The organism is Paenibacillus sp. JDR-2, from assembly GCF_000023585.1.
Classification (GTDB): Bacteria; Bacillota; Bacilli; order Paenibacillales; family Paenibacillaceae; genus Pristimantibacillus.
Map to the genome: position 1 here is coordinate 6340152 of NC_012914.1, position 25138 is coordinate 6365289.

Sequence of the window (25138 nt, forward strand, 5' to 3'; positions counted from 1 at the left end):
TAGGAGGGGAATGAACACAATTCTTTCACTATTTCAGCATTTTGTGCCTCGAGAGCAGCGGATAATGAACAAAGGCCTTTCACGATCTATCAATCTTGCATATGCGGATACATGAATAAGCCAGATTGGATTCTATACAGTAAACTCCACCATAATTAAGAGTTCACAGCAGCTACGTTGGATTTGCTCCAACATAATTAGAGAAGTTTAAGTCCAAGAGCATGAAAAAAAGGCGAGCAGAGAGAAATACGTTGGCTAAATTCCAACGTATTTCTCTGCGAGCCTCTTATTACTGCTATTTTGCTGGACAAAATCCAACGTAATGCCGGGAACGGCATAACGGACTAGGTGTAACTGATAACGAGGTGCCTATCGTTTAGCTCGCCGGCACGGCGGCTGTTCCGCCAAGCCCGGTTGGGGATGTGCTCGACTTCGACAGGTAGATTTTATCTACCTTTGCGCCGTCTTCCCTTACTTTAATATAAAGCGTGTGCGTGCCGTTTGCGATCGAGATGGAACTGCTTGGCTTTTTCCACGCCCAAGTGCCGTTTGACGTTGTTGTCAGCTGCGAGCCGGAGGCGCTGTCAAGCGCAACGGTAAAGCTGTCCGAGCTGCTGTCGACGCCGCTGCTCAGCAAATGAACGTAGAAGGAGCCGCCGTTCGTCACGTTAATCGTATACGCGATATAGTTCGCATTGCTGTCGCCGGAGCCGTTAGGCGTCTCCATGTTTAAGCCGTTCGAACAGGCCGAGCAAGCCGCGCTGACGAAAGTACCGTTTTTCGACGTGTAATTCTCCGCTTCGATATAAGTGCCCGTGCTGCCGTTCACATTATAAGTACCGCCTGTTGTACCGCCGCTGCCGGCTGCCAGCGTTGTTGCGCTGACCGTGCTGCTTGCCGCGGACTCGTTGCCCGCCGCATCCTTCGCCTTCACCGTGTAGGAATAGCTTGTTGATGCAGACAGCCCAGTGTCGCTGTACGAAGTGCCGGATGCCGTACCGGCCAGCACTCCATTGCGGTAAACGTTGTAGCCGGTTACGCCTGCATTGTCCGTCGAAGCCGTCCAGCTCAGATTGATCTGACTGCCGGATACGGCTGTTGCTGCCGCATTTGACGGAGCTGTAGGTGCCGTGGTGTCCGGTGTAACCGGAGCCGGCGCATAACGCGAAATGATTTGGCTAGTCCGGAGCAGATCCTGAGGGATCAGCCAGCCTTTGCTGCTCAGCTCGTTAATCAACGCCGTGCGGGTCGAGTTTGCTTCGCTGTAGCTGTCCGTCTTGAAGGAGGCTTCTACCCAATATTCGTTGCCCGTCTTTGCTTCATTAATAACCGTCCATACTTCAATGTCCAAATCCAGGCTGTTAAATGTACCCTCGTATCGCTTGAAATCCACCGGGCCATACACAACCGCATTATTCAGCTGCGTTGTTCCCCAGCCCGTGCTTGTCCAGTTCGCAAATTTGCTTGGCTCATTGGCAGCCGATATCGTGCGGGAGGTTGCTTCGTTCGGCATCTTGAGCCCGCTGCCGCTTGAACCCGAAACCGATACCTCTTTCTCGTAATCAATGCTGAGCGTCTGCTTCGAATAACCCCAATCCACCTGGAAGTCAAAGCCGGAGGACGAATCAAGCCCCTCGCTTGCTGCTTGCGTCAATGCGGCGTTAATATCCCCATTTGCTACGTCGTAGCGCTTTTTGTATTGAATCTCATGCTTGCTTTGATCGTCCCGCTTGCGGATCCGCTCGCTCCAGCCTTGCCCTTGCATGCTTTGCGTTGCCGTATCCATGTACTGTACTTTGTAAGATTTGTACGAGCTGCCCGTGTCGAACTCGCTACGCACGGAGCTGACCAGATTGTGGCTCGAATCCAAGACAAGAGCCGGATCGAGCGTCAGCTTCACCTCATAGTTAGGCGTGCCAACCGCGGCAAAAGCCGACTGCGAATACAGGAACGGGGCCGCAAGCATTGCCGCTGCCATCGTTCCGGCTAGAGCTGTTTTCACCATACGCTTCATTGGTGACGTGTACATTAATTCACTCTCCCAATTAGGTAAAATGTGGTACAAGCCTATTTTTATTGATGAACATTAAGGGAGTGTTCCGTACAGTTGAAGGTTTGATGTGAATGCTTTCATTCCATCTTTGCCTGCTAAGAAAATATCGATGGAATAAATTAGAACAAAAATGGAAAAATAATTCCAGCTTCTTATCCTGCCGACCGGAGATGATTTTATTCCATCGTTTATCCCGTATCTGCTCCTTGTTATTGCTAGCTTAGTGTTTATCGCACTCTCCTGGTTCAGAACAAAAAGCTTAAAAATCATCCCCTTCTATATTTGCATTGCCGGGGCGGTCTACATTCTGGAGTTAGTCATCTTTGTACTTCTTAACAGCTACACTTATAAGCCCGGAATACTCCATAATTCGTTTTATGACAGCGCGATAGGCGCTATTGTATCGAATGGATTTATCGTCCCGTCTACCTGTACTTTAATTGCCGTTTCCGGCATTCGCTTCCGGTGGATTCTGCTTATTGCAGCGGGGTTTATGGGGGTTGAACAATCCTTTATTTATTTAGGGATTTTCGAGCATCATTGGTGGAAAATCATCTATACGGGAATAGGGTTAACTTTGCTGCCTGCTATAGGGAAATGGCTCTGGAAAAAGCTATGCCAAGCGGACCAGCCCTACCTGTTCCGCTTAGTTATACTTTATATCGTTAACGTATCGCTGCAGGGAACGATCATGTCCGGTTTTCTGCTCCTTTTTCACCAGCTTGGCTTCAGACCCGGATGGTTTGAGAACCCTGCAAGAGATAACCTGGCATTCGCTACCTTAATCGTCCATATCGATTCCGTCTTGTTTGCCTTATTAATTTCCTTGCGGGGCAATTGGGTCTGGAAGACTCTGTTGATCGTTGCACTTGGCTGTGCCTACTCGTGGCTCAGCCTGAGGAATATTTTATACACGTCCGGCATTGGGCTGGTACTCCTCCTGCTCTTGCTGCAAATCGTAGTTCTTCAACTGCTTGGCGGGCTTCACCGGATTATTGCCGAAAAATCTGCTGTGCTATTGCGAAGGGAGCGCTAATTCCATGAACCCCTCACGGCGGCCTATGGCCAAGATAAGCCTGTTTGGCATAACTTCTTTGAATATACGCAATCCCTACATGGTGATGTGGTGGTCGGCCGCGTTCCCCGGCTTCGGGCATTTTTTGCTGAACCAGTTTTTAAGAGGGACCTTCCTTACGTTGTCGGAAGTGATATTTAACACGCTTGGCCATGTTAACGAAGCTATCGTTTATAGTCTTTGCGGAAATTTTGCCGCAGCCAAAGCAATTCTGGCCCCGCAATTTGTTCTGGGCTATATCATTATCTATTTCGTCACCATATGGGACAGCTACCGGTCCGCAATCTATCAGAATAAGCTGTACCGCATTGCCCAACTGGAGAACGAACCGCTGCCCAGCCTGAAGCTTTTTGCATCCGAGGTACATTATGTTCAGCCAAAAAGCCCTATTGTTGCCGCATTATTCTCCTTTTTCTTCCCCGGCATGGGCCAGCTGTATAATCATCGGATAGGTCTGGCTTTCTACGGAATGTTCTGGTGGTGGGTCTACGTCGTGATGTCGCATGCCCATGAATCGCTTGTTGATCTTCTGACCGGAAGATTAACCGAGTCTGTCTCCGTCTTGCGTTCGCATTGGCTGTTATTCATGCCATCTGTAATAGGCGGATCCATTTATCATGCCTATAGCAAAGCCAAGGAGCATAATATGCTGTTCAGACTGGAGCAACGCCAGTATTTGATTAGCCGCTATAGCTCTTCTACCGTGCAAATCTTTGGAAGGCCGGGTGAACACCCATGATCATCATTGGCACCTTCAAGCATTCCATTGAGCTTGAATACGCGCTCACCAAGCTGGAGAGTATCGGAATCGCCAAGGAGCGGCTGCTGATTGTATGCATGGATCATACAGCCAAGGAGCTTCAATCGGATCAGCAAAAAAAAGAAAACTCCCATTCCAAGGGAGTCGAGATTGGTCTGGCAAGCGCAACGGCATTATCCGTTATTGGCACAAGCCTAGGGTTTATATGGACCTGGGGACCGATTATATGGGGGATGGTCGCGGCCTTTGCCGGCTTCGGCCTTGGATTCGGCATTCATGCTCTAGCCGTTAAGAGGCACAAGAGGCATACAAAGCATATTGAAGACGTTACCGTAATCGTGCAATGTCAGGGCAATCATGCAGAAGACGTGCAACAGCTCATGTGGGAGAACGGCGCTTTAGCCGTCGGGCAAGCTTATGCTTCCGCCGAATAGCCGGCTAGGTACGGAAAATATCCTTGAAATCTATCCAGCCAAGCGAATTGATCCGGACACCTTTTAACGATGGATGATAATCGGTATGAAATTTCATATGAAGGACAAAATGCACCTGTGCTTCGCCTTTAAGTCTCTCCTCAATAGCCGTGTAAATCGCTTTCCGGCTAGCCGGATCTTCGCTTGCCAACGCCTGATCGAAGCTTTCCATCGTCCAGCGCGACAGTTCCGCGCTCATCAGCTCCTTCAGAAAGCTTCCATCCTGCTCGCAGCCCTCAATGAGACTTACATCCTCCTCCGGAAATACAAGCGCATGGAACAGCAGATCAATCTCATCCAAGACATGATGAATCCTATAAGGCGCTTCAATACGGACCTCGACTAGAATACCCGCACGGCGGCAGCGATTCGCAATCCAGTCCACGTCCTCGGCATGACCCGGATGAGCGCATAAGGACATCGGCTCTCCGGCATACCCAGCTTCAACCAGCAGCCTGCTTGCTTCCTCCGGCTCCAGACTATCCTTATCCGGTTCATGAACGGTCATTAGCTCGGGGAAAAATCCTCTTGCCGGAAAATCCCTGTACCCTGATAATTCCCGGATCATGGCATGGCGGTCAATAAGCCGGTTCACGATACGGCGGAATGTCTCCGACCGCTGCGGACCAGCCTTCTTCATATTCCAGCTAAGCAGACTGGTGCATAAGCTCCTCGATTCGATTTGAATCCAGCCGTTCTCCACCGTTACATCTCTAAGCGTCGGATCGCAAATCAGCTGCTGCCAGCTGGTCATTCCGGCTTTTATCGCTTCTTCCTGCGGCACATGAACGATCTCCACCTGATCCAAGTGGGCACGGGATAGATAATAATGCGGGTTTGCTCCAAGCAGCAGCTTGCCGTCCTTCCACTCCTCAATCTGGAATGGTCCGGTACCGGAAGGCAGCTTCCAGAACTGCTCTTCGCTTAATCCCAGCATATTGGCCGGCAGAATCGCCATCACGTTAGAAGCCGCATATTTTAAAAACAGCCAGTTGGGCCGGCTCAGATGAAACCTTACAATCCGCTCCGATACGGCTTCCACCTGCTCCAGGGAACGCATAATCCAGCTGTTTCGTTTGCCTCCGTTCCTCAGGCGTTCCGCCGTAAATACAACATCCGCTGCCGCCAGCTCATGTCCGCCATGAAAAAGGATACCCTTCCGCAGATGGAAGGTCCATACGGTTGCGTCTTCATTATGCTCCCAATAATGCGCGATACCGGGCTTAATCTGTCCGGTCGACTCATCCAGCAGGACAAGCCGGTCGAAAATCTGCTGAATCATATGCGAGCATAAGGAATAGACAAAATCGGCCGGATCAAGCGTCATAATCGTTTTGAAAATCGGGAGACGGAGCACATCCGCTTCCTTTCCCGGCTGCCTTCGGAAGCCAAAGCTGCCGCTCATCCATTCCATAAACTTCTCGTTCGCGCCTGTCCCTTCCCCATAGGATTGGAGGAGATGGAACGCCTTATTGTATTCGCCGTCCTCCGCATACCGCCTCGACAAATCAAGCAGCAACTTCTCCCGGTCTTCCCGGAACGTAATTTGCGAACGGTTGCCTCGGCCCCGTCCCGCCTGCCAATCGATCAGTCCTTCTTCCGTCAGCTTCCGGAGTACCAGCTTGGCATTGCGCTCCGTGCAAAATAAAGCCTCCGCCACCTGTTCCAAGGACGCCTCTGCCGTAGCTCCTGCTCCGGGCGCACCGGCAAACCGGTTATATAAGGTCAAATAACGTTCCAATGCCAGCAATTTTCCTCACCTCGCTAAAAGGGGAAATCTATTGCAACTATTCTACACTTTTTACCTCTTTGTTTCACCTGCATAATGAAAACAAGAAAACAAATACTCCAACCGATAAAAGGGGATGTTACCATGCCGTACAATTACAATGATTATCACACCGTCGACCAGCTGCATAAATTGCGCCAGGCCGAGCTTGACCGGGCCATCCGTTCGGGACGTTACGTCAAACACGACACCGATTTGAAAAAAAACCGCCGCAAAGGCTTCCTTACTCCGTTGCTGCATGTGATGAAGCCGCTCGCCTGGAGGAAGAGATGATTCGCTGCCGCAAATGAAAAAGGACCATCCTATACCGAGGAAGGTCCTTCACTTTTGCCGCCGCGAAGCCGAAGCTTCCGGGACAGCCAACGCTGCTCCAGAAATCGTTCATATAACCCGATACTCATCATCAGCCACGCCGCGCTGACCAAATAACCGCCTATCACATCGCTTGGATAATGTACGCCAAGATAAATTCTGCTGATCCCGATCATGGCAATAATCACGATGCCAATAAGGATCACAGCCGCCCGCATCCATCTATACTTCAAATGCTTCCACAGGAAATAAATCGAAATGCCGTATAGCGTAAAGGCCGACATGGAATGCCCGCTTGGAAAGCTGAACCCCGACGCCTCAATAATCCGGTTAATGTCCGGTCTTGCCCGATGAAAGAACGTCTTGAGCACCAGATTCAGCAGCGCCGAGCTCCCGATCACGCCTAAATAGAAGATAAGCTCTCTCCGGTAGCCGATAAACGCAAATAGCGATGAAAAGGCAATAACGATAAGGACGACCAGAAATTCCGACCCCAGCTCGGTAAATACTCTCATGATAACCGTCATGGCGTCGGAACGCACACTTCGAATGGCATCCGTAATTTTATTATCAAAAGCCGCAATCCTCTTACCGCTCACGAGCTGCGCGATCCACCCGAACACGAACAGAATCAGAACCGTGAATACAAATGACCGCAATAGTACCTTGTTCTGCTCCTTGATTGAACTTGAACTCATCCCAATCGCTCTGCTCCCTTCCCTTTTATTCCTAGTATACCCTTATACGTCAGGATCAAGAGCCGGGTAGCGCGGTGAACCGGCTTCGTTGCACAAAAAAAAGACAGACAGCCTTAAGTCAGCTGCCTGCCCTGTCTAATCATTTGTTATTTTACCGTTACCTTCATCACGGAGCTTTCCGTTACGCCAGCATCATTAATCCATTCCACGCGGTATTCATAAGTGCCCTTGGCGCGGCCCGTGATCGTCGTAACCGCAGTCTGCGCGTTTGGTGTATGAGCCGGGAGCGATTGGGTATCGATTAATACGCCGTTCTCGTACAGCTTGTAGACGGTCGCGTTGGTGCCCCACCACATATTCATCGTCACTTTATAATCTCCGTTGTTATCCCAGTTATCATTCGACAGCACCGGCTTGCCGGGCGATGCGTCCTTGACCGTTACGGTAAGAGGCGAGCAGGACGTTGTGCCAAACGAGTTGATCAGCTCGCATGTATACGTGTACGTGCCGTTCGCTTTGCCGCTGATCGCGGTTGAAGCGGTTTGAGCCGTTGGAGAATTGTCCGTCAGCTGCTTCGTATCGACAAGCACGCCGTTCTCGTACAGCTTGTAAGTTGTACCGTTGTAGCCGTACCACATGTTCATCGTAATTTTGTAGCTGCCATCCAGCAATCCGGTATCGTAGCCGTTATCGCTGGCGAGCACCGGCTTGCCGGGCACACCCATCGCTTTCTCTTCCGGCTGCGGCGCTGCATATTGGATGCGCGGAGCCGAAGGCATTTCCATGCCCGCTCCAAGGAAAAAGCTTGTGTGCGGTGGCTGGTTGTAGCCGCTGTTCTGCCACGCAACGCCAAGTCGGTAGACCGGATCCTGCATCAGCGTCCGGATACGGTAATCCGTTACATCCGTTGTCGTATAGATGCGCAGCTCCGAGCTGTCCGCGGAACGCCACATCACTTCCTCCCGCCAGTCGCCAAACAAATCGGCCTGGAGCGAAGGGTTGCCTTTTGTTGAGTTGTTGGACAAGGTGCCTTCCGCAGTCAGCAGATTTTCCGTGGTCTTCGTCTCGTAATTCCACTTGTCGATTTTGCCGGTGCCCGATTTAAGCGTTGTATCCCACTTATGATCAAGCAGCTCTCTAAGCGGATCGGCATCCCACCAAATGGCGTTGTTTGTTGACGAAGGAATGCTTGTGCCGATCAGCTCGCCTTTTGCGCTAAACAATCCGGTAATTTGAATCTGCTGTTCGTTCGTGATCGTCGAGGACCACATTTCTTCACCCGGATAGTTCGGATCCAGATCCGCGGTTAATCCGCGGCCTGTATCGATGCCGGTACGGACGCCCCACACGATCTCGCCGGTTGCCGCGTCATGCATTTCGATGCCGTATTCCGCATCCGTATGCTCGTGCACCCCAAATACTTCAAGCCCCGGACGGGTTGGATCAAGATCGCCGAAATGCATCGCGTCTCCATGACCAAGGCCCGTGCTGTACAATGCTTCGCCGTTATCGTCGATAGCGAGCGCGCCGAACAGAATTTCGTCCTTGCCATCCTGATCCACATCGCCGACCGACATGTTATGGTTGCCTTGGCCCGTATAACCGCCGTTGCCTTCATCGTTCGTATCGAAACGCCAGCGTTTTGCCAGCTTGCCGTCTTTGAAGTCATACGCAACAATGACGGTGCGGGTATAGTAGCCGCGGCTGAAGATCACGCTTGGGTGCTCGCCGTCCAGGTAAGCGACGGAAGCCAGGAAGCGGTCAACGCGGTTGCCGTACGTGTCTCCCCATGCGCCAACATCGCCGCGAGGCGGATCATAGCTGACGGTGGATACGGCTCCGCCGGTCTGCCCGTTAAATACCGTCAGGAATTCATCGCCCAGCAGCACGTAACCCGAGCTGTTGCGGTTATCCTTGGACGCGTCGCCGATCACTTTGCCTTGACCGTCAATGGTGCCGTCCGCGGTTTTGAGCACGACCTCCGCTTTGCCGTCCCCGTCCAGATCATAGACCATAAATGGCGAGTAATGCGCCCCCGCCCGGATGTTTGGTCCTAGATTAATGCGCCATAGACGCGTTCCATCCATTTCGTAAGCATCCATATACACGATACCCGTATAGCCTGCCTGCGAATTGTCCTTCGCATTCGAAGGGGACCACAGCATTACGATCTCATACTGTCCGTCGCCGTCCAAATCGCCAACGCTTGCGTCCCCCGCGCTATACGTATACGGCTGGCCGTCCTTCGTATAAGCGTCTGCCGGTTTTTGCAGCGGGATGGACAGATACTGCTGCTTCCATACGTTAAACGTTTTTGTTGCGGGTCTTTCAACGCCGTTAATGATTAACGTGATACGGTATTGCGACTGATCCGTGCCTGCTGCGTCGAAGTAATTCGTGCTGCCCGTAATAGCAGTCTTATTCAGCTTCACTCCGTCGCGGTAAACGTTAAAAGCAATCGTATCCGGATCAAGGCCCAGCATCCGCCAGCCGATATAAATACCGCCTGCTTGCTTAACCGCTACCGGTGCGCGGTCCAAGTATTCCATGTTGCGGTACAGCGTGGTTACCGCTTCCGTTGCCAGCACCTCCGACAAAGCGGAAATACCGCCCGCGTTCACCGCCGCTACCTTGTAGTAATAAGGAACCGTTGTTAATACGGTGGAATCGGTGTAGGAAGGTTCTTTTGTTTTTCCAAGCAGCTTGAAGGTACCGTTTGCTTTGGACGCGCGGTAAACGTTGTAGGCACGAGCCTCCGATGAACCGGTCCAAGTAAGGCTTACGCTATTCTTGCTGATGGTGGCGACAGCCAGATGCTGCGGTACGGGAGCAAGCGGTACGCTTGGATCAATGGTGGAGATCGTCAGCTCATTCGAAGAAACGGATTCAAATCCTGCGCCGTCTACCGCCGTAACCGTATACGCATATTGCTGACCCACGTCCGCTGTCGTATCGCGGAAGGATGCACCCGTCACCTCGCCAAGAAGCTCCGCATTAGCCGCATCCGCCGATTTGCGGTATACGCGGTAGGTTGCCGCGCTTTCCGCTGGCGTCCAGGATAGCTGGGCCTCAACCGGATCGGTTGAAAGCTGCAGTTCATCCAGCTTAAGTCCCGTTGGCGCAAGCAGAATCGGCGTAATTTCAAGGCCGTTCAAATGCGCCGTCTGGCCGCTGAACACGAGATTCATCTGGCCGTCTTTTACCGCGATGTTGTTGTATACTTTCTCCGCGATATTTTCCTTGCCGGACGAGACGGTTCCGTAGTCTTTGCCTTCAATAGCAACGTTTGTTTTGGTTGAACCAATCCAGTCGCCCGTATAGGTCTTCACGGAGTAAAAACCATTCGGAAGATCCACCTTGAACTCATACGAATTGCCGAAGTAAGCTACAAAGTCTCGGCGTAAAGCATCCGTTGCCGAGCCGCGGTCGCGGTCGATCATTCCCGTGCTGTCCGTCAGGCCGTATCCTCGCTCCGGCGTGTACAAGACGCTGCGCGTCACTTCGGTATAACCTTCCGCAACCGGAGCGCCAACCGGGCCAAAATCGTACCGGTATTTCGCCGACTTCGTTGTAATCGTCGCTTCATCGGAAGGCGTGGATTCGCCACGGCCGTTGACGGCCGTTACGCGGACCGTATAGGTCAGCCCTTCCGCCATGCCGCCCATCGTAAAGCTTGGAACGGTAGCCGTTCCTACCATTTTGTAAGCCGATTCCGGATCGGAAGCCAGCTTGCGGTATACCTTGTAAATATCCGCTGTCTCGTCAGCATTCCATTTGAGTACAGCCCCCGCGTTGCTCACGCTGCCCGCAATCAGGCCGCTTATCTTGGCCGGAGCATCTGCCGGAAGCTCAATTTCTTTCACCGAGTTTGCAAGCGGAAGATCCAGTTCCTTAATGCCTCCTGCCAGCAGGCGGGCAAGCTGAATGGCGCCGTATTCCTGGAAGTGCGTATTATCCGCCGAACCGTTCGGGAAGGCCTGATAGATACCCGGATCGGTATAGAGGAACACCGAAGTTGTCGCTTCAAATCCAATCGAATCGTAATAAGCGATACTTAACGCGCTGAGATCAACCAAACCTACGTGTTTTTCCGCTGCGGCTTCCTTCATCGCCTGCACGTATTCCGGGAAGCTGACGTTAAATTTGCCTGACTCGGCATTAAAGTCGCGGCGGCCCATCGGCGTTACGAGAATTGGCGTTGCGCCGCGCTGAATAGCGCCTTCAATATAGTAGTTCTCTAGATAATTCTTATAGTCGGCCGGAGAGGCGTAACGTTCAGGAATGCTGATCGTCGCGTCGTTGTGACCGAATTGAACGAGGAAGTAATCGCCTGGCTTAATCGCGCGCAAAATCTCGTCGAGACGGCCTTCCGTTATGAAGTTTTTGGTGCTGCGTCCGCCAATCGCGTTGTTCACAATCGCTACGCCGTTATTGAAGAAGCGAGGCAGCATTTGACCCCAGCCGGCTTGCGGCTCCCAATACGGATCATAGGTCTGTACGGTAGAGTCACCCGCAATATAGACGGTTGGAATCTCGCCCGGCTGACGGTCAACCTGCTTGGTAATAACGATGGAATTGATGTTTGGCTCAGTACCCGTAAACTCGAAATTCAATTGCCCGTCAACCAGCGCAATCGGGAATTCCATCTCCAGGTATTGACCGGCCGTCTTCGCCGTCTGCTGCACCTTCTGCATATTTTCCACCTTAATCGCAATATCCGTTGCTCCTTGATCGTCTCCAGCTACTAGCGAAACCGTGTAATCCCCGTTCGGAAGATCTACGATAAAGGAGGTGTCCTGCGGCACGGCAAAATCGGATTTAACCGCATCGCTTGTGCCCCGGTCAACGGACGTTACCTTTGCGGGATCCGCAAAGCCGTATTTCAGCGATGTCGAGTATTTGGTTGTTGCCGCAACTCCGATATAGCCAGCAGCAACGGCACCCGGGCCAAAATCAAACCGCTGAACCCCACCCTCAGGCAGCTCGGCCGGCGGTACGTATTCCGGGCTCGATACAGTGCCGGATACAGGAGATTCGCCCGCCTCATTCACCGCAATGATCCGATAATAATAACGCTTCGATGTATCTGCCGTGTTGTCTGTATAAGAAGGATTCGTGGATTGGCCAATCTGGGAAAAAGGCCCCTCCGCCGCTTCGGAGCGCATGATCTTGTAGCTGGCCGCCCCTTCCGTTACGTTCCAGCTCAGCCTCACCGAATTGGGGTTAACTTCATCTACCGAAACACCCGTCGGCGCGGCCGGAGGCTGCGGAGCCGGGATTTCGCTTACGGTCACCGGTGCGCTCCGCCGGGATTCCAAACCGCTCGCGCTAGTAACGGATACGTAATATGTGTAGCTGCTGCCAACCGTAACCGAAGTATCCGAGTACGTCGTTTCTGCAGCTTGAGTCTGCCCGATTAACGTTGGCGCTGCGTCAGCGCTGTTTGCACGGTATAACGAATATTTCGCCGCTCCATCAACACTATTCCAGGCCAGCGTTACGCCGGAGGAGGTCAGTCCGGTCACAGCAAGGGAAGCCGGAGCGATCGGAGCTGCTTCCACCGCTTCCTCAATAACAAGACCGTTCAAATAACCGCCCGCGCCGGAGCCCGTAATGTCTACCGTCAATTGCCCGTCGCTTACCGTCGTTTGGTATGTAGCCGAGTTCACGACCGCTTTGCCGCTGATCGATCCCGTCGTCACGCCTTCAAGAACAAAGTTGGTCTTGGTCGTTCCGCTCCCCGTGATATCGCCCGAATAGGCCGTGACATTATAGTCGCCGTTAGGCAGATCAACAAGGAAAGAATACGACAAGCCGAGTACAAAATCATTCGTCAGCTCATCGCCGCCCGAACGGTTGCGGGACGCCACCGCCACGCTTAAGCCGTATCCGGTCTCCGCTGTATACAACAGCGATTCATGAACCCTCGTATACCCGGCCATTACCGGGCTTGAGGCTGTACCGAAATCAAATTTCCGCACCACGGGTTCTGCCGCGCTTGCATGAGCGGGCTTTGCGCCAAACTGAAGGCCAGGCAGCAAGGTTGTGCAGAGCAGGACAAAAGCTAGCAATGACATGTACAACGGTCTTCTTCTTATTCGCATATAATGGATATCCCCGCTTCCCTATTTTCATTCGTCAGTAGGTTCTTGAGATGCCTTACAATACGCATTACGCATTCAGTATTGCAACCGCTTTCAAAACTACCGTTCAAGCCGATGCCAGCAATCGGATTGCTGACTCTTGCTCCATATCTGACGCTACTCCATTCCTCCCTTCGGGTTCTGACAAGCATGGCAGTCATTACCAAAACTTGAGTGCACAAAGATCATACTGCTAACAAGATCCGGATTCCTATTTAAAAATCCGATGTTTTTCATCAAAAATCAGAGGTTGAAAAGAAAAAAGCAGCCGATTCTGGAGAATCAGCTGCTTTGTATGGGAAAAGCGGTTTGTTTATTCCATTCGGTACAGGGTATTTATGAATATGGCGGTCCATTAAGTGTCAGGAGGATTCCAGAATAGGAAGCCGTTTTTTCGTATTCTCTTTTGTCATTTTTCCGTATTTGGACTGCCCTTCAATCACTGCTTCTAAACGATCTTTTTGCGGCGAAAGCCATATCGCGTATGTGGCTTGTTCATAACGAACGGCTGGATCCCGATTAATGGTACGAATTTTGTAATCCGGCTGCCGGGACATGGATACTTCCGCGTTTTCCCAATCGGCTTGAGATAAAAGATCCATCACCATCGTTACCGTTTTTTCATCTTCGATTTTTTTATAAAGCGTATATTCTTTGCCTTCAGAACTGCTGAGATGAAGAATCAGGTCAGGCTCTGCCGGCATTATGTTGCAGGAACGATTTCGAAAAAAACTTTTAAATATTCCTTTACAGGAATATTCCCTATAATGTATATTTGAATCAACAACCGGAGAGACTGACGCATAAAGAGGTGAAAGACATGTCAGGACATAATCCGGGCTTGGATATGACGACGTTAAGCGCACTCTCTGAACCTAATCGGAAGCATATTGTTGAGCTGCTGCGTGACGGTCCCCTGACAGTAGGAGAAATCGCCGACAAGCTGGGGATCAGGCAGCCCCAGGCTTCGAAGCATTTGAAAGTGCTTAGCGACAATGGCATTGTGGAAGTGAAGGCCGAAGCTAACCGCAGGTTCTACAAGCTCCGGCCAGAGCCCTTCCACTCGCTGGAATCGTGGATTAACTCCTTCCGCCGGATCTGGGAAGAGCGTTACGATAATCTGGAGAACTACCTGCGGGAGCTGCAAAGCAAAGAACAGTTACCAAGTCCCAACAACCATAATGAGGAGGAATTAAAATGACAAACGCAATCGTATCAAGAGTAGAGAACGAAAATGTACTGGTGTTGGAGCGCGTATTCACAGCGCCGCGCGAGCTGGTGTTCAAGATGTTTAAGGAGCCTGAGCATCTGAAGAACTGGTGGGGACCACGCGGCTGGGAAGTGCCCGTATGTACAATCGATTTCCGTCCGGGCGGCATTTGGCATTATTGCATGAAGTGCATGGATCAAAGCCAAGGCGATTTCTACGGTATGGAATCGTGGGGCAAAGGCGTTTACAAAGAAATCGATGAGCCGAACAGCTTCAGCTACACGGATTACTTCTCCGATGCGGAAGGCAATATTAATGAGGAATTGCCTTCTACCGATATCGTTTTGGAATTTGTTGATCTGGGAGACGGCACGACAAAGCTGATCAACCGTGCCGTGTATGCTTCGGGCGACGCTCTGAAGACGGTTATGGACATGGGGATGCTGCAAGGCATTTCGGAAACTTGGGACCGTCTGGAAGAAGCATTGCAAGCAGCGAAATAAGCTGTATAGAGGAAAAAGCGTTGAACCGTTGGTTCAACGCTTTTTCTTTTGTCTCGATGCCGCCCATACCCCGCCCTCCCCTCCTGCATAGGCTAATATCAGGGAAGATATGAAACGCTTGGGCGGGGTGAGACAATTCATGGGGAATAACAACGGTCAAACCGGAAGTAACGGAAACAGCAAAGGCAACAGTAATAACAATAACAACAATAAAAATAACAGTAATAAAAATAACAGTAACAGCAATGCTAACGGCACTCAGGTTAGTGACTCCGTGGATCTTATCGCCGCCCGGCTTGGCTATATCGGCGCCATTATCGCAACCATAGGAGATGGAATAGCCGCAATCGCAGCGGGTATTGCCCTTCGGCAGCTTGAAGAGCAGAGCTTAGCCGCAACACGGGCCGAAGTAGATCAATTCAGGCAAACCGAAAACATCCAGCAGCAGGTTGATTTCTATATCAATGAATTGATTCAGATTCGGAAAATGATTAAATGATTATTCTCATAAAAAAATTCGCATTTTTCATCCAGCTTTTCCCTGATGGCATGCTCGCCTCAGCGGTACATTAAAAAGCCCATCCGATTGATCGGATGGGCTTTTCGTTAACAAAGCAAGATCAAACTACGTTTAATTGAACGTTGATGTTGCCCCGGGTTGCTCTTGAATACGGGCACACATTATGCGCCGCTTCGGCAAGCTCCTGAGCCACTGCGTTTTCCACGCCAGCCAAAGTAATCTGAAGTACAACCGCAAGCTCGAAATTGTCCTCCGCATCCTTGCCAAGCGTCACTTGCGCCGTCACGGATGTGCTTTCCGGTTTGATTTTTCTTTCCCGGCACACCAGATTCAGCGCGCTCTCGAAGCATGCGGCATAACCGCCCGCAAACAGCTGCTCCGGATTGGTCGCGCCTCCCGGTCCTCCAAGCTCCTTCGGATGAAGCACGTTGACGGCCAGCAGGCCATCATCCGATTCAAGCCGGCCGTTACGGCCTCCAACCGCTTTTACGCTTGTTTTGTACAACTCTTTTGATATCATTGGCATTCCCTCCTGTCCATGCGGTAGTGTTGCCTATTCAGGATAAAATTACCCATTTTCTTCATTGTTGTATCTAAAGGTAGAATAGTTTTTGTTTTCCTTTTTATAAACCGTAGTCTTATATTTCACACTGGCGTTTTTTTCTTCTAAAAGAGCGTTCATTTTCGTATCGCTGATATTATAATGCCGTTTATTCAAGAAACCGACTTCTCTAATTGAGGGATGAATAAGAATAGGCGTCAAATCGCCGTCCACTACGTTTGTATTAACAAAGGTAAATGATATTAAATGAGGGAACTCATACAGAAAGCTCAAGCTCTCAAGCTCGCCGCAGGCATTAAGGCGAAGCCCTCGCAGTTTTTTTAGCGAGAGCAGCTCCTTCGTCGGAACGAATTTTTTTGAATGATTGATATGTAAATACTCTAAGGTATCCGCCAAAGAGGATAGACCGCTGTCGCTTTGCAGCTTGGTACAATAATGCAGCTCCAATCGCTTTAAACGGTTAAGCTTCTCGATTCCAAGAAAGTTATTTATGTTAGACCAGTTGAATTCTAAATAATCCAGATTTTCCGGTATCCCCGCAAAGCGGCCTGCTTTGCTTTGCCTGTGATACCAGAGCACCAAGTATTTCAAATCTTGTTCCGATATTTCTTTAACCTTCTCTTCTTTTAAATCGATGTGACGAAAAAGATGCCGTGGAACTTCATCAAACCAAATCGTGTTATTCCTCCAAAAGTCCATTAGAATCATCCTTATCCTTTAGTCATTCGCCCCTAACCTCATATTAGATATGACGCAAGCACTAAGCAACGTTTAACGCAAGACATTTCAAGCCTCCCGTGATACAATCGACGAAAACTATGGAAATACAGGGCGAAGGAGAGAACGAATGAAGAGGTTGGTAGCAGATTCGATGCTGTTCCGAAGCAGGGGCAGTATTGATTCCGGGAAAGTATCTTTTATCGAATTGTTTTTTGACTTGATTTTTGTTTTCGCCGTGACCCAGTTATCCCATTCCTTTCTGAAAAATTTCACTCTGGAAGGAGCCATTCATCTCGGTATTCTGACGATGGCGATCTGGTGGGTCTGGATCTTTACCGCTTGGGTCATGAACTGGCTCAATCCGGAAACGAAACGCGTAAGATTTATGCTTATCGCGCTAATGCTGGTGGGACTTATTATGTCGTCGTCGCTGCCGGAAGCCTTTGAGAAAACGGGAATTTATTTTGCATGTGCCTATACCTTGTTCCAGGTGGGAAGGACCGCCTATACCGTCTGGGTTCTCCAGCATGGCTCAACCGAGCTGCGGATTAATTTTATCCGGATATTCAGCTGGCTGGCCTTTTCGGGAATCTTCTGGATTGCCGGAGGAATTGCGCATGAAGAGAATCGTCTCGCTTTATGGTGCATCGCGCTACTCATTGAATACCTCTCTCCGTCGATGGGCTTCTGGACGCCTAAGCTTGGAAAAACCCCAACTACCGTCTGGGATGTCGAAGGCTCCCATATGGCGGAGCGGTGCGGATTGTTTATTATTATCGCGCTTGGCGAATCCATTCTGGTTACGGGGGCGACCTTCGCGGAGCTTGAATGGGATTTGCTCACCTTCGGGTCTTTTGTCGCCGCTTTTGTCAGCTCGGTCACGATGTGGTGGATTTATTTCAATATGACGTCCAAAACCGGCCATCATTTTATCGCTCATTCCGAAGATCCGGGCAGAGTTGCCCGTTCGGCTTATACGTATACGCATCTGCTTCTGGTTGCCGGCATCATCCTGTCGGCCGTAGCGGATGAATTGGTGCTCGCTCACCCGACGGGGCATATCGAGCTCAAGACCGCGCTTGTTATTATGGCGGGCCCTGCTCTTTATTTGCTTGGCAATATGCTGTTTATGCGGATCGTAGCCGGCGTTGTATCGGCACCGTATACGGTTGGAATCATCGTTCTTGCTGCTTTGTTCCTGCTCTACAGCATCGTTCCTCCGTTGTTCTTATCTGTCCTTGCAACGCTTACGCTTGTTGGCGTCGCTTTATGGGGCTCCGCCTTTACCGACCGGCTTTGTCAGGCGCCGCTGCCTGGACAGCATAAGACCGAGACGCATTAAATGAATAGGAAAAGGAGCTGTCAGCGACAGCTCCTTTCTTTGTTTGCTCAATGGGGAGGCAATATCTGCTCCTTATCATACCGGAAAGAGCCAGCAGTCCAGCGGTCGCCCGACTTTGTCATCACCGCTTCTATTGTCGAAGCGTAGTAGTCGCGACTATCATTCCATTCCGAATTATAGCGGGCTGTAAATTGATTTGACCCGTTCCAGGTTACGTACTCATTGACAAAAAATCCTGCCGTCTCCTTCAGAAACTGCTTTCTTTCCTTCTTCCCGGCAACCGCATCGGCAGCTATTTTCAAAGCCTCAGCATTCTTTAAAGGGGCGGTCTGAACAAGAAAATGCGCCGATGATGCCTGCAAATACTGCTTCTCCCACAAGATGGTATCTTGCTCAAAAAAAGTCTCGTTAAATTCTCTGAACTGAACATACACCCGATTATTAAACAGCTTCACCAACGGGCCGACTTTTGCCTCGAATACTTCCCCGTCCTTCTCAACCGTTGCGGTTTGCGTCTTCTGATTCCAGCCGATCTTCGCGCCGATGGCGTCGCCGGCTGCCCTAAGCGGCATAAACACTCTCCCGCTAACCAGCTTGCCATCCAGTACCGTTAATTGAATTCCCGTATCTTCAGCGTAAGTAGCAATAGGGTTAAGTAACAGAGTGATTCCCGCCAATCCGGCTAGAATCTTGATTTTTGTTTTTTTCATAGCGCCTCCTAAGAATAGATTGTTCTGACCTATTGTTCTTACCCAAAACGAAACTTTGATGTTAAAGCAACTTTCATCACCTTATGTCTGCTGATAATTAACGGCAGAAATCATGCATGTACCGCACAAGAATGCATAGTAAATTCCTTCGCTGTCGGCAGCCTGTTCCATATCTACTTGCCCGATAAACATCATTGTTTCCGAACAGCAAGGACATGATGGATACTCCGCATCCTGAATCCAGCTAGGATGGCCGCCTATTTGAGAGGCGGGTGCTTCTAGTGTCCACTCGGCCGCTTCATAAGGCCCCCTTTGTTCATTAGATAGTATCATTGTTTTCCAAGTAAACTCATCGTCCTGTACGGGTTCCGGTAAAAAATCAAACACTTGATTATATTCACTCCAAGAAAAAGAACCATCAGCATTTACCTTCATAAATACCGTTCCGTAACAATTGCAATGCAAGCAAGCCGCAATTTTTAACCTGTCCCCTTCTAAGGTAAGGAATTCCAGCAAAGGATCTTGTAATTGGCAATCAAACAAAACCGTTAATTTAAATTTACACCATAAGCACTCTTGCTCATCAGACTGCAAGGAGACCACAGGCGCTCCAACTAAATCAGCCTCTATCTCCTGGGATACCTCAAGATAATAACTATCAGGATAGAACAAACCTCTTTTTCCACCATTCTGATCTAACTCCCAGCCTGCCGCATAAGAATAATTTTCAGGAGATACATAGAGTTCCGAAGCCCATCGAGGCGGCTTTTTCTTCCACTTCGCGAATAAACGAACAACCTCCTTATCCCCGATCCAAGCGAGTGCGGATAAGATATGGTTACGGTTCTCCGAATCACGCTTTACCCGACGAATTAATTTGTCACGAATAACCGATCCGGCATTTTTATACAAAATGCCAGGATAATATACCTCTCTAAGAAAAAGTTCCTCCATGCCCCGTTCTACTCGGGCATTTGCAAAACAAATCAGTGACGTAAGAATTTGTTCGGCTTGATTGAAATCTCCATCATCCATCAAAGTAATAGCGTATAGCTCCATTTGCTCCTGCTCATCTACGGAAAGTTGATGATAAAGCTTTTGCGAACTAATGGGATACGGAATTAAGTTCTCAAGCGGGTTGTATTCCTTCGGTGCATGCATAATCTTCAAAATTTCAACCGGTTTAGTTATACCTGTATATAAATCCACATCTTTACGGTGTTGTTTAATATAAGCCTCTTCTTCTAGTCGAAAATTTTTCTGAACACACGGCATGCAAATCCCGCCTGTTTTCAAAGCTGTAGCAGGCAGAATTCTTCCCGAGCATCCAGGGGTATTGCAAGGCAAGCGTTCACTCAATTTATTCACTCCAAACAAGTTCAGTCTGCATACTAATTCGCTTTTTAAAATCAACTAACCTTCATTTCAGTTCCATTTAAGGTACCGTGTCCATAATGGGTCCTGTAAGACAACCTACAAGCCCTAAGGAGGCAATGGAAATGAACAAATACTTAAAGACAATCGGGATTACAGCTACTTTGGCGGTCATGGTTCCGCTAAGCGCATTTGCAGCATCGGGTACAACTTCGACCACAAGTCCTTCAAATACCGCGCAGGTTCAAACGGATACCACGAAGCAAATGGACGGCAAACATGGCCGCGGCGGTTTCGGCGGCAACTACGTCTCCGACTCCGTACTTACGCTTCTCAATCTTGACCGTGACACGTTTAATGAAAAGCTTGCTGCAGGCAGCACGCTTGCGGATATCGCCAAGGAGCAGGGCGTTTCAAATGATGATTTGAAAGCATCGCTGACCACCGCCTTTGAACAGCGCCAGTCGGACGAAAAGTCCCAGTTCACCGCAAACCTGGACAACCTGATCAACTCCGATCAACTTGCTCAAGGACGTGAAGGACGCAGAGGAGGACGCGGTTTTGGACAAAACCTGGATACCGTTGCTACGGCTTTAAATATGACGGAGGATGAACTGAAAACAGAGCTGCAGGCAGGTAAAACAATCGCCGATATCGCTGAAGCGAAAGGAGTTAGCACGGATTCCGTAGTTAACGCGCTTGAAACTGCGATTAACGCTCAAATCGATCAAGCCGTCACTGACGGCAAGCTGACAGCCGATGAAGCCGCAACGAAGAAAGAAGATACTGCCGCACAGGCTCAAAGCATCGTAAACGGCGAGTTCCAGCCTAAAGGCGATGGCGGCCACCGTGGCGGTGCAGCTAAACCGAAGGATCAAGCAAGTACGGACAGTTCGACAACTTCTGAGACCAACGCTTAATGAACAAAAAGCCCCGCTATCATCTCGGTGATAACGGGGCTTAAATCTGTTTTCTATTGGATTCGTCCTTCGCTTAGCAAGCTAATGGCTTTATCCATACGCCGCTGCCGCGTCTCGGCGGTCTTTGCGTCCTCAATGTTAAGTATGAAGCGCCGCTTGTTGCTGTACGACAATCCCTCAAAAAATTGCCTTGCCTCTTGCTTCTGATCAAGCGCCCCGGAGAAATCCTCCGGAATAACAAGCTCTCTAGGTTCATTATCCAACTCAATATTCACATCAACCTCGTCGCCTGCCGCAACTCCAGCTGCTGCTCTTACTTCCGCGCTTACCGGAATCATGTATTTTCCGCCCATGGATCCCACGGTTGTCCGGTAGGTAAAATCACCTAGCGTTACGCAAACAGCCGGACGCTTACCTGATCCAAGATTCTCTATAACCTCCACAGGAACTTCGATGCCCGTGGCTGTCTTTTTGCTGAGTTCGATCGTAGCGCGAAACTTCATGCTTCTATTCCTCCTCGCCCTTTTTAACGACTTCCAAATCCTTGGCCACAATCCAGCCATTCATCCCGTAAGAGGAATAAAGATTAAAATATTTATATCCGCCCTCAGTCAGTTTTTGTTCTAGCTCATCTAACGATTCATAAACAGTAGGCCAGCTGTGATCTTTCCCATTTCGCAGTATTTCACTGTTCCCTGCTATAAAACTGGAAATGTTCGATACGGTCATAGCTAGAATAATGCTGCCCTTAAGCTGATGCTCAAAATGATGACAACTCACTTCTTTTAATACAATATCGACTTCCTTTAAGGACGACTCGTCTCTTGTATGAATCACTATTTGTTCATTCTGCAGATCCACCGTATACGATAAAATGACATTGTCATGAATCAATAGATTCTCCTCCTTAAAACGGAAATTTACTTATCTATTTCTTCCATTCCTATAACGTTTAATCCTCCTGTTGGTTGCATTACTTTTCGGGAGAAAAAACAAAAAAGCCACCTCAATCCCGGCAGCCGAGCTTCTTGCTGTATTCTATTCCTCTTTATCTTCCTCGTTGTCTTCACTCATTCTGTATTCCAAAACATCTCCCGGCTGGCAATCCAGCGCCTTGCAAATGGCATTTAAAGTTGAAATCCGAATGGCTTTAGCTTTGCCGTTCTTCAGAATCGACAGGTTCGCCATCGTTATTCCAACCCGCTCCGAGAGCTCTGTCACGCTCATCTTCCTCTTGGCCAGCATTACGTCAACGTTAATTATGATCGCCATGTTATTTCACCTCAGATCGTTAAATCATTTTCTGATTTTATATCGATGGCATTTTTGAGAAGCTTCTGAAGAACAGCCGCAAAGACTGCAATTACGAGAGACGCGAAGATAACGACCAAACCGATAACGATCAGACCGGGAGCGTCATCCTTTTCCGCAATGAGATAAACGAAAGGTTCCGCTGCCGCATACAAAATGCTAATCGCAATCGCGCAGTACTTAATATTTTTCAACGCCTTCACGGATAATTCGGAGAATGCCTGGTTCTTGTCGATATAGCCAAGCAGCTTAAATGCCTGATACAAAGCCATATAAAAAGGTATCGCCGAAAGATACATCGCAATGATAATCGGATATACCCAATTGTCCGGCCAAGCTTCCCTAGCCTCTTTCATTATTGCAGGCAACCCTAAAATACACAATGCAAGAACCGGAAGCCCCATCAGAAACACGGTCACCTTCAAAAAGAGCGTTGTTCCCCGTTCCACAAACATGCACCTCACTTCATTATTGTCGTTTTGAATGTACCACATGATTTATCGTTTTACAATATATTTTACTCGTTTTGAATGAAATCATGATGATTGCTAAGCGATATTTCCGCACAAAAAAGCAGCCATCGGATTGATGGCCGCGTTTACCTTTTATAACTAATGATTCGATAACAAAAGTAAAAGACACCGATTGCACCCAACACCATATTAATACTGAATAACACCCAAATGATAGTTACGAGCGTATCACTTGGACCATTGCCGACAGGACCGATTTTGGGCTCAAAAAAATGATGCAGCTTCCAAAGACCATATATGATGAACCAAATCGACACTAACAAACCAATTATGTGCCGTCTCACTAAAACACATCCTTATCGACGACAATCATACCCCTTACCCAAAAAAACAAATCCAAAATGTTGGAGCCGGCTGAGGACTCTTTATTGTAAAATTCGGAGTATCCGCAGCTTGCGCAGTACACTACGAGAAACTGGAAGGGTTTCACCGTTAGACTATAACGAAACTACATATCGCTATTTGCTCCAAAATAGCGGTTTTCAATTTCTAAGGAAACGTCATATCACTATTTCTCTTATTTCCCCATCTTTTCGCCTCGAAACAACCAAATAACGATACGACGTTTCGTTAGATTCTTAAATAGGTTATTTTGAGCTAAATAAGAATACCTAGTTTCATTAGAATAACGAGCATACAAAAAAAGCACTGCCCTCGTCATAGAGGACAGCGCCTATCAACATCTAACTGCGATTAAAGACGACCAGCTTCAGCTCGGTCATATCCTCAATGGCATACTTAATGCCTTCGCGGCCAAGGCCGCTTTGCTTAATGCCGCCATACGGCATTTGATCAACACGGAACGTTGGAATATCGTTAATCATCACTCCGCCAACCTGCAGCTGCTCGGACAGATCAAGCGCCGTTTTCAAATCATTCGTATAGAGGCCGGCCTGCAGCCCGAATTCGGAATCATTCACCTTCTCGACCGCTTCCTCCAGGGTATCCACTTTGTTCACAATAACAACCGGGGCGAACACTTCCTTGCAGGATACTTGCGCATGGGGAGGGACATTCAGCAATACGGTTGGCATCACGATGCCGCCTTCCGCCGTACCGCCGCAGGCGATGGCTGCGCCAAGCTCACGAGCCTCCTCCATCCATTCCAGCGCCCGCGTGACATCCCGCTCCGAGATCAGTGCCGATACGTCTGTTGCCGGATCAAGCGGATCGCCGACTTGAAGCTTTTGAACCTCTGCCGTAAAACGTTCCACAAATTCTTCGAATACTTCTGCCAGCACATAAACTCGCTGCAGCGAAATACATACCTGTCCCTGGTAGGAGAATGCGCCCACTGCGGCGCGGGCAGCGACGGCTTCGATATTAACGCCCTTATCGATAATTACCGCAGAGTTCGAACCTAGCTCAAGCGTTACCCGCTTGATGCCCGCCATAGCGCGAATGCTTGCACCAACCGCCGCACTACCCGTAAAGGTAACCATGTTCACCTTTGGATCCTTCACGATAGCCTCTCCCAGCAGACGGCCATCGCCGCTAATCACGTTGAGCGCCCCCTCCGGCAGACCCGCTTCTTGAAGCAGCTCCGCGATAAAATACGCGGACAGCGGCGTTTGCGGCGCGGGCTTCAGCACGATAGTATTCCCCGACGCAATCGCCGGCCCAAGCTTGTGGGCAACCAGATTGAGAGGAAAGTTGAATGGCGTTATGGCGCCAACGACACCAATGGGCTCGCGAACGGTATATCCAAAGCGGCCTTCGCCGCCCGGCACCGCATCCATAGGAATCGTCTCTCCATGTATACGTTTCGCTTCTTCGGCGGCTATTTGATAAGTCTGAATCGTACGGTCTACTTCGGCATAAGCAGCCTTGAGCGGCTTAGCCGCCTCCAGCGCGACAAGCCGTGCAGCCTCTTCCCGGCGCTCGGCCAGCAGCTGCACGAGCTTCTCCAGAATAGCGGCACGCTTGTGGGCCGGCATTTTACGCATAGTTGCCTTGGCCTCTACCGCAGCTTCAATAGCCAGATTCGCTTCCGCCAAACCGGCATCCGCAATCTCGGCGATCGGTTCCTTTGAATACGGCGCATAAAGCGTCGTATAGCTTGCTGTCTCGGCCTCTTGTCCGCCGATCAGCAGATTTTGTCTCTTCATTGCCAGCACCCCTTTGCTCTAA

The 25138-nt window shown here is 49.7% G+C and carries 23 protein-coding genes and 1 pseudogene; 9 read left to right on the forward strand and 15 right to left on the reverse strand.

Features of this window, described 5'->3' with window-relative positions; all coding sequences use genetic code 11:
• Positions 1–376: 376 nt before the first annotated feature.
• Positions 377–2029 carry a fibronectin type III domain-containing protein gene (locus tag PJDR2_RS27795; protein WP_015847082.1) on the reverse strand — a complete coding sequence of 551 codons (1653 nt, stop codon included), beginning with the start codon at positions 2027–2029 and terminating at the stop codon, positions 377–379.
• 247 nt (positions 2030–2276) lie between these two features.
• Here PJDR2_RS27795 and PJDR2_RS27800 point away from each other — a divergent pair, with 247 nt between their 5' ends.
• Genes PJDR2_RS27800 through PJDR2_RS27810 form a run of 3 tightly spaced genes read left to right on the forward strand, consistent with a single transcriptional unit; the run spans position 2277 to position 4322 of the window.
• Positions 2277–3089, forward strand: a complete 813-nt coding sequence (locus tag PJDR2_RS27800) for a hypothetical protein (protein WP_015847083.1) — start codon at positions 2277–2279, stop codon at positions 3087–3089.
• A 4-nt stretch (positions 3090–3093) separates the two neighbouring features.
• The gene (locus tag PJDR2_RS27805; RefSeq protein ID WP_015847084.1) at positions 3094–3867 is read left to right on the forward strand and encodes a hypothetical protein; all 774 of its coding nucleotides are present in this window, start codon (positions 3094–3096) and stop codon (positions 3865–3867) included.
• The gene (locus PJDR2_RS27810; protein ID WP_015847085.1) at positions 3864–4322 is read left to right on the forward strand and encodes a hypothetical protein; all 459 of its coding nucleotides are present in this window, start codon (positions 3864–3866) and stop codon (positions 4320–4322) included. Before PJDR2_RS27805 ends, PJDR2_RS27810 begins: the two co-directional genes overlap by 4 nt.
• A gap of 4 nt (positions 4323–4326) precedes the next feature.
• On the opposite strand, the gene PJDR2_RS27815 is transcribed toward PJDR2_RS27810, so the two are convergent.
• Positions 4327–6111, reverse strand: a complete 1785-nt coding sequence (locus tag PJDR2_RS27815; protein ID WP_015847086.1) for an SgrR family transcriptional regulator — start codon at positions 6109–6111, stop codon at positions 4327–4329.
• 123 nt (positions 6112–6234) lie between these two features.
• Between PJDR2_RS27815 and PJDR2_RS27820 the strand changes: the two genes are divergently transcribed.
• Positions 6235–6423 carry a hypothetical protein gene (locus PJDR2_RS27820; protein WP_015847087.1) on the forward strand — a complete coding sequence of 63 codons (189 nt, stop codon included), beginning with the start codon at positions 6235–6237 and terminating at the stop codon, positions 6421–6423.
• 29 nt (positions 6424–6452) lie between these two features.
• Here PJDR2_RS27820 and PJDR2_RS27825 read toward each other — a convergent pair whose 3' ends face one another.
• From PJDR2_RS27825 to PJDR2_RS27835, 3 genes are all read right to left on the reverse strand, one after another.
• Complete coding sequence (locus PJDR2_RS27825; RefSeq protein WP_015847088.1) at positions 6453–7160, reverse strand: phosphatase PAP2 family protein; 708 nt, start codon at positions 7158–7160, stop codon at positions 6453–6455.
• Positions 7161–7306: 146 nt separating this feature from the next.
• Positions 7307–13237, reverse strand: a complete 5931-nt coding sequence (locus PJDR2_RS33780) for a fibronectin type III domain-containing protein (protein ID WP_322597429.1) — start codon at positions 13235–13237, stop codon at positions 7307–7309.
• A gap of 428 nt (positions 13238–13665) precedes the next feature.
• Positions 13666–14007 (reverse strand): hypothetical protein, encoded by a 342-nt coding sequence (locus tag PJDR2_RS27835; RefSeq protein ID WP_015847090.1) that lies wholly within the window; start codon positions 14005–14007, stop codon positions 13666–13668.
• A 116-nt stretch (positions 14008–14123) separates the two neighbouring features.
• Here PJDR2_RS27835 and PJDR2_RS27840 point away from each other — a divergent pair, with 116 nt between their 5' ends.
• The 3 genes from PJDR2_RS27840 to PJDR2_RS33675 all read left to right on the forward strand — a co-directional run bounded on the left by PJDR2_RS27840 (position 14124) and on the right by PJDR2_RS33675 (position 15515).
• Complete coding sequence (locus PJDR2_RS27840) at positions 14124–14504, forward strand: ArsR/SmtB family transcription factor (RefSeq protein WP_015847091.1); 381 nt, start codon at positions 14124–14126, stop codon at positions 14502–14504.
• The gene (locus PJDR2_RS27845; RefSeq protein WP_015847092.1) at positions 14501–15016 is read left to right on the forward strand and encodes an SRPBCC family protein; all 516 of its coding nucleotides are present in this window, start codon (positions 14501–14503) and stop codon (positions 15014–15016) included. Before PJDR2_RS27840 ends, PJDR2_RS27845 begins: the two co-directional genes overlap by 4 nt.
• 139 nt (positions 15017–15155) lie before the next feature.
• Positions 15156–15515, forward strand: coding sequence for a translation initiation factor 2 (locus tag PJDR2_RS33675; RefSeq protein WP_265525086.1), 360 nt, complete (start codon positions 15156–15158; stop codon positions 15513–15515).
• Between the two features lie 121 nt (positions 15516–15636).
• Here the strand turns inward: PJDR2_RS33675 and PJDR2_RS27855 are convergent, their stop codons facing one another.
• Positions 15637–16056, reverse strand: coding sequence for an organic hydroperoxide resistance protein (locus PJDR2_RS27855; protein WP_015847094.1), 420 nt, complete (start codon positions 16054–16056; stop codon positions 15637–15639).
• Positions 16057–16104: 48 nt separating this feature from the next.
• The gene (locus tag PJDR2_RS27860) at positions 16105–16797 is read right to left on the reverse strand and encodes a hypothetical protein (RefSeq protein WP_041613672.1); all 693 of its coding nucleotides are present in this window, start codon (positions 16795–16797) and stop codon (positions 16105–16107) included.
• A gap of 148 nt (positions 16798–16945) precedes the next feature.
• Between PJDR2_RS27860 and PJDR2_RS27865 the strand changes: the two genes are divergently transcribed.
• A complete protein-coding gene (locus PJDR2_RS27865) occupies positions 16946–18160 on the forward strand; it encodes a low temperature requirement protein A (protein WP_015847096.1) in 1215 nt (404 codons plus the stop codon).
• A 47-nt stretch (positions 18161–18207) separates the two neighbouring features.
• On the opposite strand, the gene PJDR2_RS27870 is transcribed toward PJDR2_RS27865, so the two are convergent.
• Together PJDR2_RS27870 and PJDR2_RS27875 are read right to left on the reverse strand one after the other, a co-directional pair.
• The gene (locus tag PJDR2_RS27870; protein ID WP_015847097.1) at positions 18208–18870 is read right to left on the reverse strand and encodes a copper amine oxidase N-terminal domain-containing protein; all 663 of its coding nucleotides are present in this window, start codon (positions 18868–18870) and stop codon (positions 18208–18210) included.
• An 81-nt stretch (positions 18871–18951) separates the two neighbouring features.
• Positions 18952–20229: a hypothetical protein gene (locus PJDR2_RS27875; protein WP_015847098.1), complete on the reverse strand. Its 1278-nt coding sequence runs from the start codon at positions 20227–20229 to the stop codon at positions 18952–18954.
• A 140-nt stretch (positions 20230–20369) separates the two neighbouring features.
• Here PJDR2_RS27875 and PJDR2_RS27880 point away from each other — a divergent pair, with 140 nt between their 5' ends.
• The gene (locus PJDR2_RS27880; RefSeq protein WP_015847099.1) at positions 20370–21164 is read left to right on the forward strand and encodes a hypothetical protein; all 795 of its coding nucleotides are present in this window, start codon (positions 20370–20372) and stop codon (positions 21162–21164) included.
• 53 nt (positions 21165–21217) lie between these two features.
• Here PJDR2_RS27880 and PJDR2_RS27885 read toward each other — a convergent pair whose 3' ends face one another.
• The 6 genes and pseudogenes from PJDR2_RS27885 to PJDR2_RS27905 all read right to left on the reverse strand — a co-directional run bounded on the left by PJDR2_RS27885 (position 21218) and on the right by PJDR2_RS27905 (position 25116).
• Positions 21218–21667 (reverse strand): YdeI/OmpD-associated family protein, encoded by a 450-nt coding sequence (locus tag PJDR2_RS27885; protein WP_015847100.1) that lies wholly within the window; start codon positions 21665–21667, stop codon positions 21218–21220.
• 4 nt (positions 21668–21671) lie between these two features.
• Positions 21672–22058 (reverse strand): hypothetical protein, encoded by a 387-nt coding sequence (locus PJDR2_RS27890; protein ID WP_015847101.1) that lies wholly within the window; start codon positions 22056–22058, stop codon positions 21672–21674.
• 144 nt (positions 22059–22202) lie between these two features.
• Positions 22203–22436: a helix-turn-helix domain-containing protein gene (locus PJDR2_RS27895; protein WP_015847102.1), complete on the reverse strand. Its 234-nt coding sequence runs from the start codon at positions 22434–22436 to the stop codon at positions 22203–22205.
• An 11-nt stretch (positions 22437–22447) separates the two neighbouring features.
• Positions 22448–22924 (reverse strand): DUF2975 domain-containing protein, encoded by a 477-nt coding sequence (locus tag PJDR2_RS27900; protein ID WP_015847103.1) that lies wholly within the window; start codon positions 22922–22924, stop codon positions 22448–22450.
• A 367-nt stretch (positions 22925–23291) separates the two neighbouring features.
• Positions 23292–23426 (reverse strand): annotated as a pseudogene (locus tag PJDR2_RS32630) (zinc ribbon domain-containing protein); the annotation flags it as partial.
• A 265-nt stretch (positions 23427–23691) separates the two neighbouring features.
• Positions 23692–25116 carry an aldehyde dehydrogenase family protein gene (locus PJDR2_RS27905; RefSeq protein ID WP_015847105.1) on the reverse strand — a complete coding sequence of 475 codons (1425 nt, stop codon included), beginning with the start codon at positions 25114–25116 and terminating at the stop codon, positions 23692–23694.
• Positions 25117–25138 lie beyond the last annotated feature (22 nt).

Bases quoted from the DNA above. Each gene is read 5' to 3' on its own strand.
- PJDR2_RS27860 (WP_041613672.1), bottom strand. From the start codon at position 16,797: ATGGACTTTTGGAGGAATAACACGATTTGGTTTGATGAAGTTCCACGG.
- PJDR2_RS27865 (WP_015847096.1), top strand. From the start codon at position 16,946: ATGAAGAGGTTGGTAGCAGATTCGATGCTGTTCCGAAGCAGGGGCAGT.
- PJDR2_RS27840 (WP_015847091.1), top strand. From the start codon at position 14,124: ATGTCAGGACATAATCCGGGCTTGGATATGACGACGTTAAGCGCACTC.
- PJDR2_RS27795 (WP_015847082.1), bottom strand. From the start codon at position 2,029: ATGTACACGTCACCAATGAAGCGTATGGTGAAAACAGCTCTAGCCGGA.
- PJDR2_RS27835 (WP_015847090.1), bottom strand. From the start codon at position 14,007: ATGCCGGCAGAGCCTGACCTGATTCTTCATCTCAGCAGTTCTGAAGGC.
- PJDR2_RS27870 (WP_015847097.1), bottom strand. From the start codon at position 18,870: ATGAAAAAAACAAAAATCAAGATTCTAGCCGGATTGGCGGGAATCACT.
- PJDR2_RS27825 (WP_015847088.1), bottom strand. From the start codon at position 7,160: ATGAGTTCAAGTTCAATCAAGGAGCAGAACAAGGTACTATTGCGGTCA.
- PJDR2_RS27905 (WP_015847105.1), bottom strand. From the start codon at position 25,116: ATGAAGAGACAAAATCTGCTGATCGGCGGACAAGAGGCCGAGACAGCA.
- PJDR2_RS27810 (WP_015847085.1), top strand. From the start codon at position 3,864: ATGATCATCATTGGCACCTTCAAGCATTCCATTGAGCTTGAATACGCG.
- PJDR2_RS27885 (WP_015847100.1), bottom strand. From the start codon at position 21,667: ATGAAGTTTCGCGCTACGATCGAACTCAGCAAAAAGACAGCCACGGGC.
- PJDR2_RS27855 (WP_015847094.1), bottom strand. From the start codon at position 16,056: ATGATATCAAAAGAGTTGTACAAAACAAGCGTAAAAGCGGTTGGAGGC.
- PJDR2_RS27895 (WP_015847102.1), bottom strand. From the start codon at position 22,436: ATGGCGATCATAATTAACGTTGACGTAATGCTGGCCAAGAGGAAGATG.
- PJDR2_RS27820 (WP_015847087.1), top strand. From the start codon at position 6,235: ATGCCGTACAATTACAATGATTATCACACCGTCGACCAGCTGCATAAA.
- PJDR2_RS27845 (WP_015847092.1), top strand. From the start codon at position 14,501: ATGACAAACGCAATCGTATCAAGAGTAGAGAACGAAAATGTACTGGTG.
- PJDR2_RS33780 (WP_322597429.1), bottom strand. From the start codon at position 13,237: ATGTCATTGCTAGCTTTTGTCCTGCTCTGCACAACCTTGCTGCCTGGC.
- PJDR2_RS33675 (WP_265525086.1), top strand. From the start codon at position 15,156: ATGGGGAATAACAACGGTCAAACCGGAAGTAACGGAAACAGCAAAGGC.
- PJDR2_RS27880 (WP_015847099.1), top strand. From the start codon at position 20,370: ATGAACAAATACTTAAAGACAATCGGGATTACAGCTACTTTGGCGGTC.
- PJDR2_RS27805 (WP_015847084.1), top strand. From the start codon at position 3,094: ATGAACCCCTCACGGCGGCCTATGGCCAAGATAAGCCTGTTTGGCATA.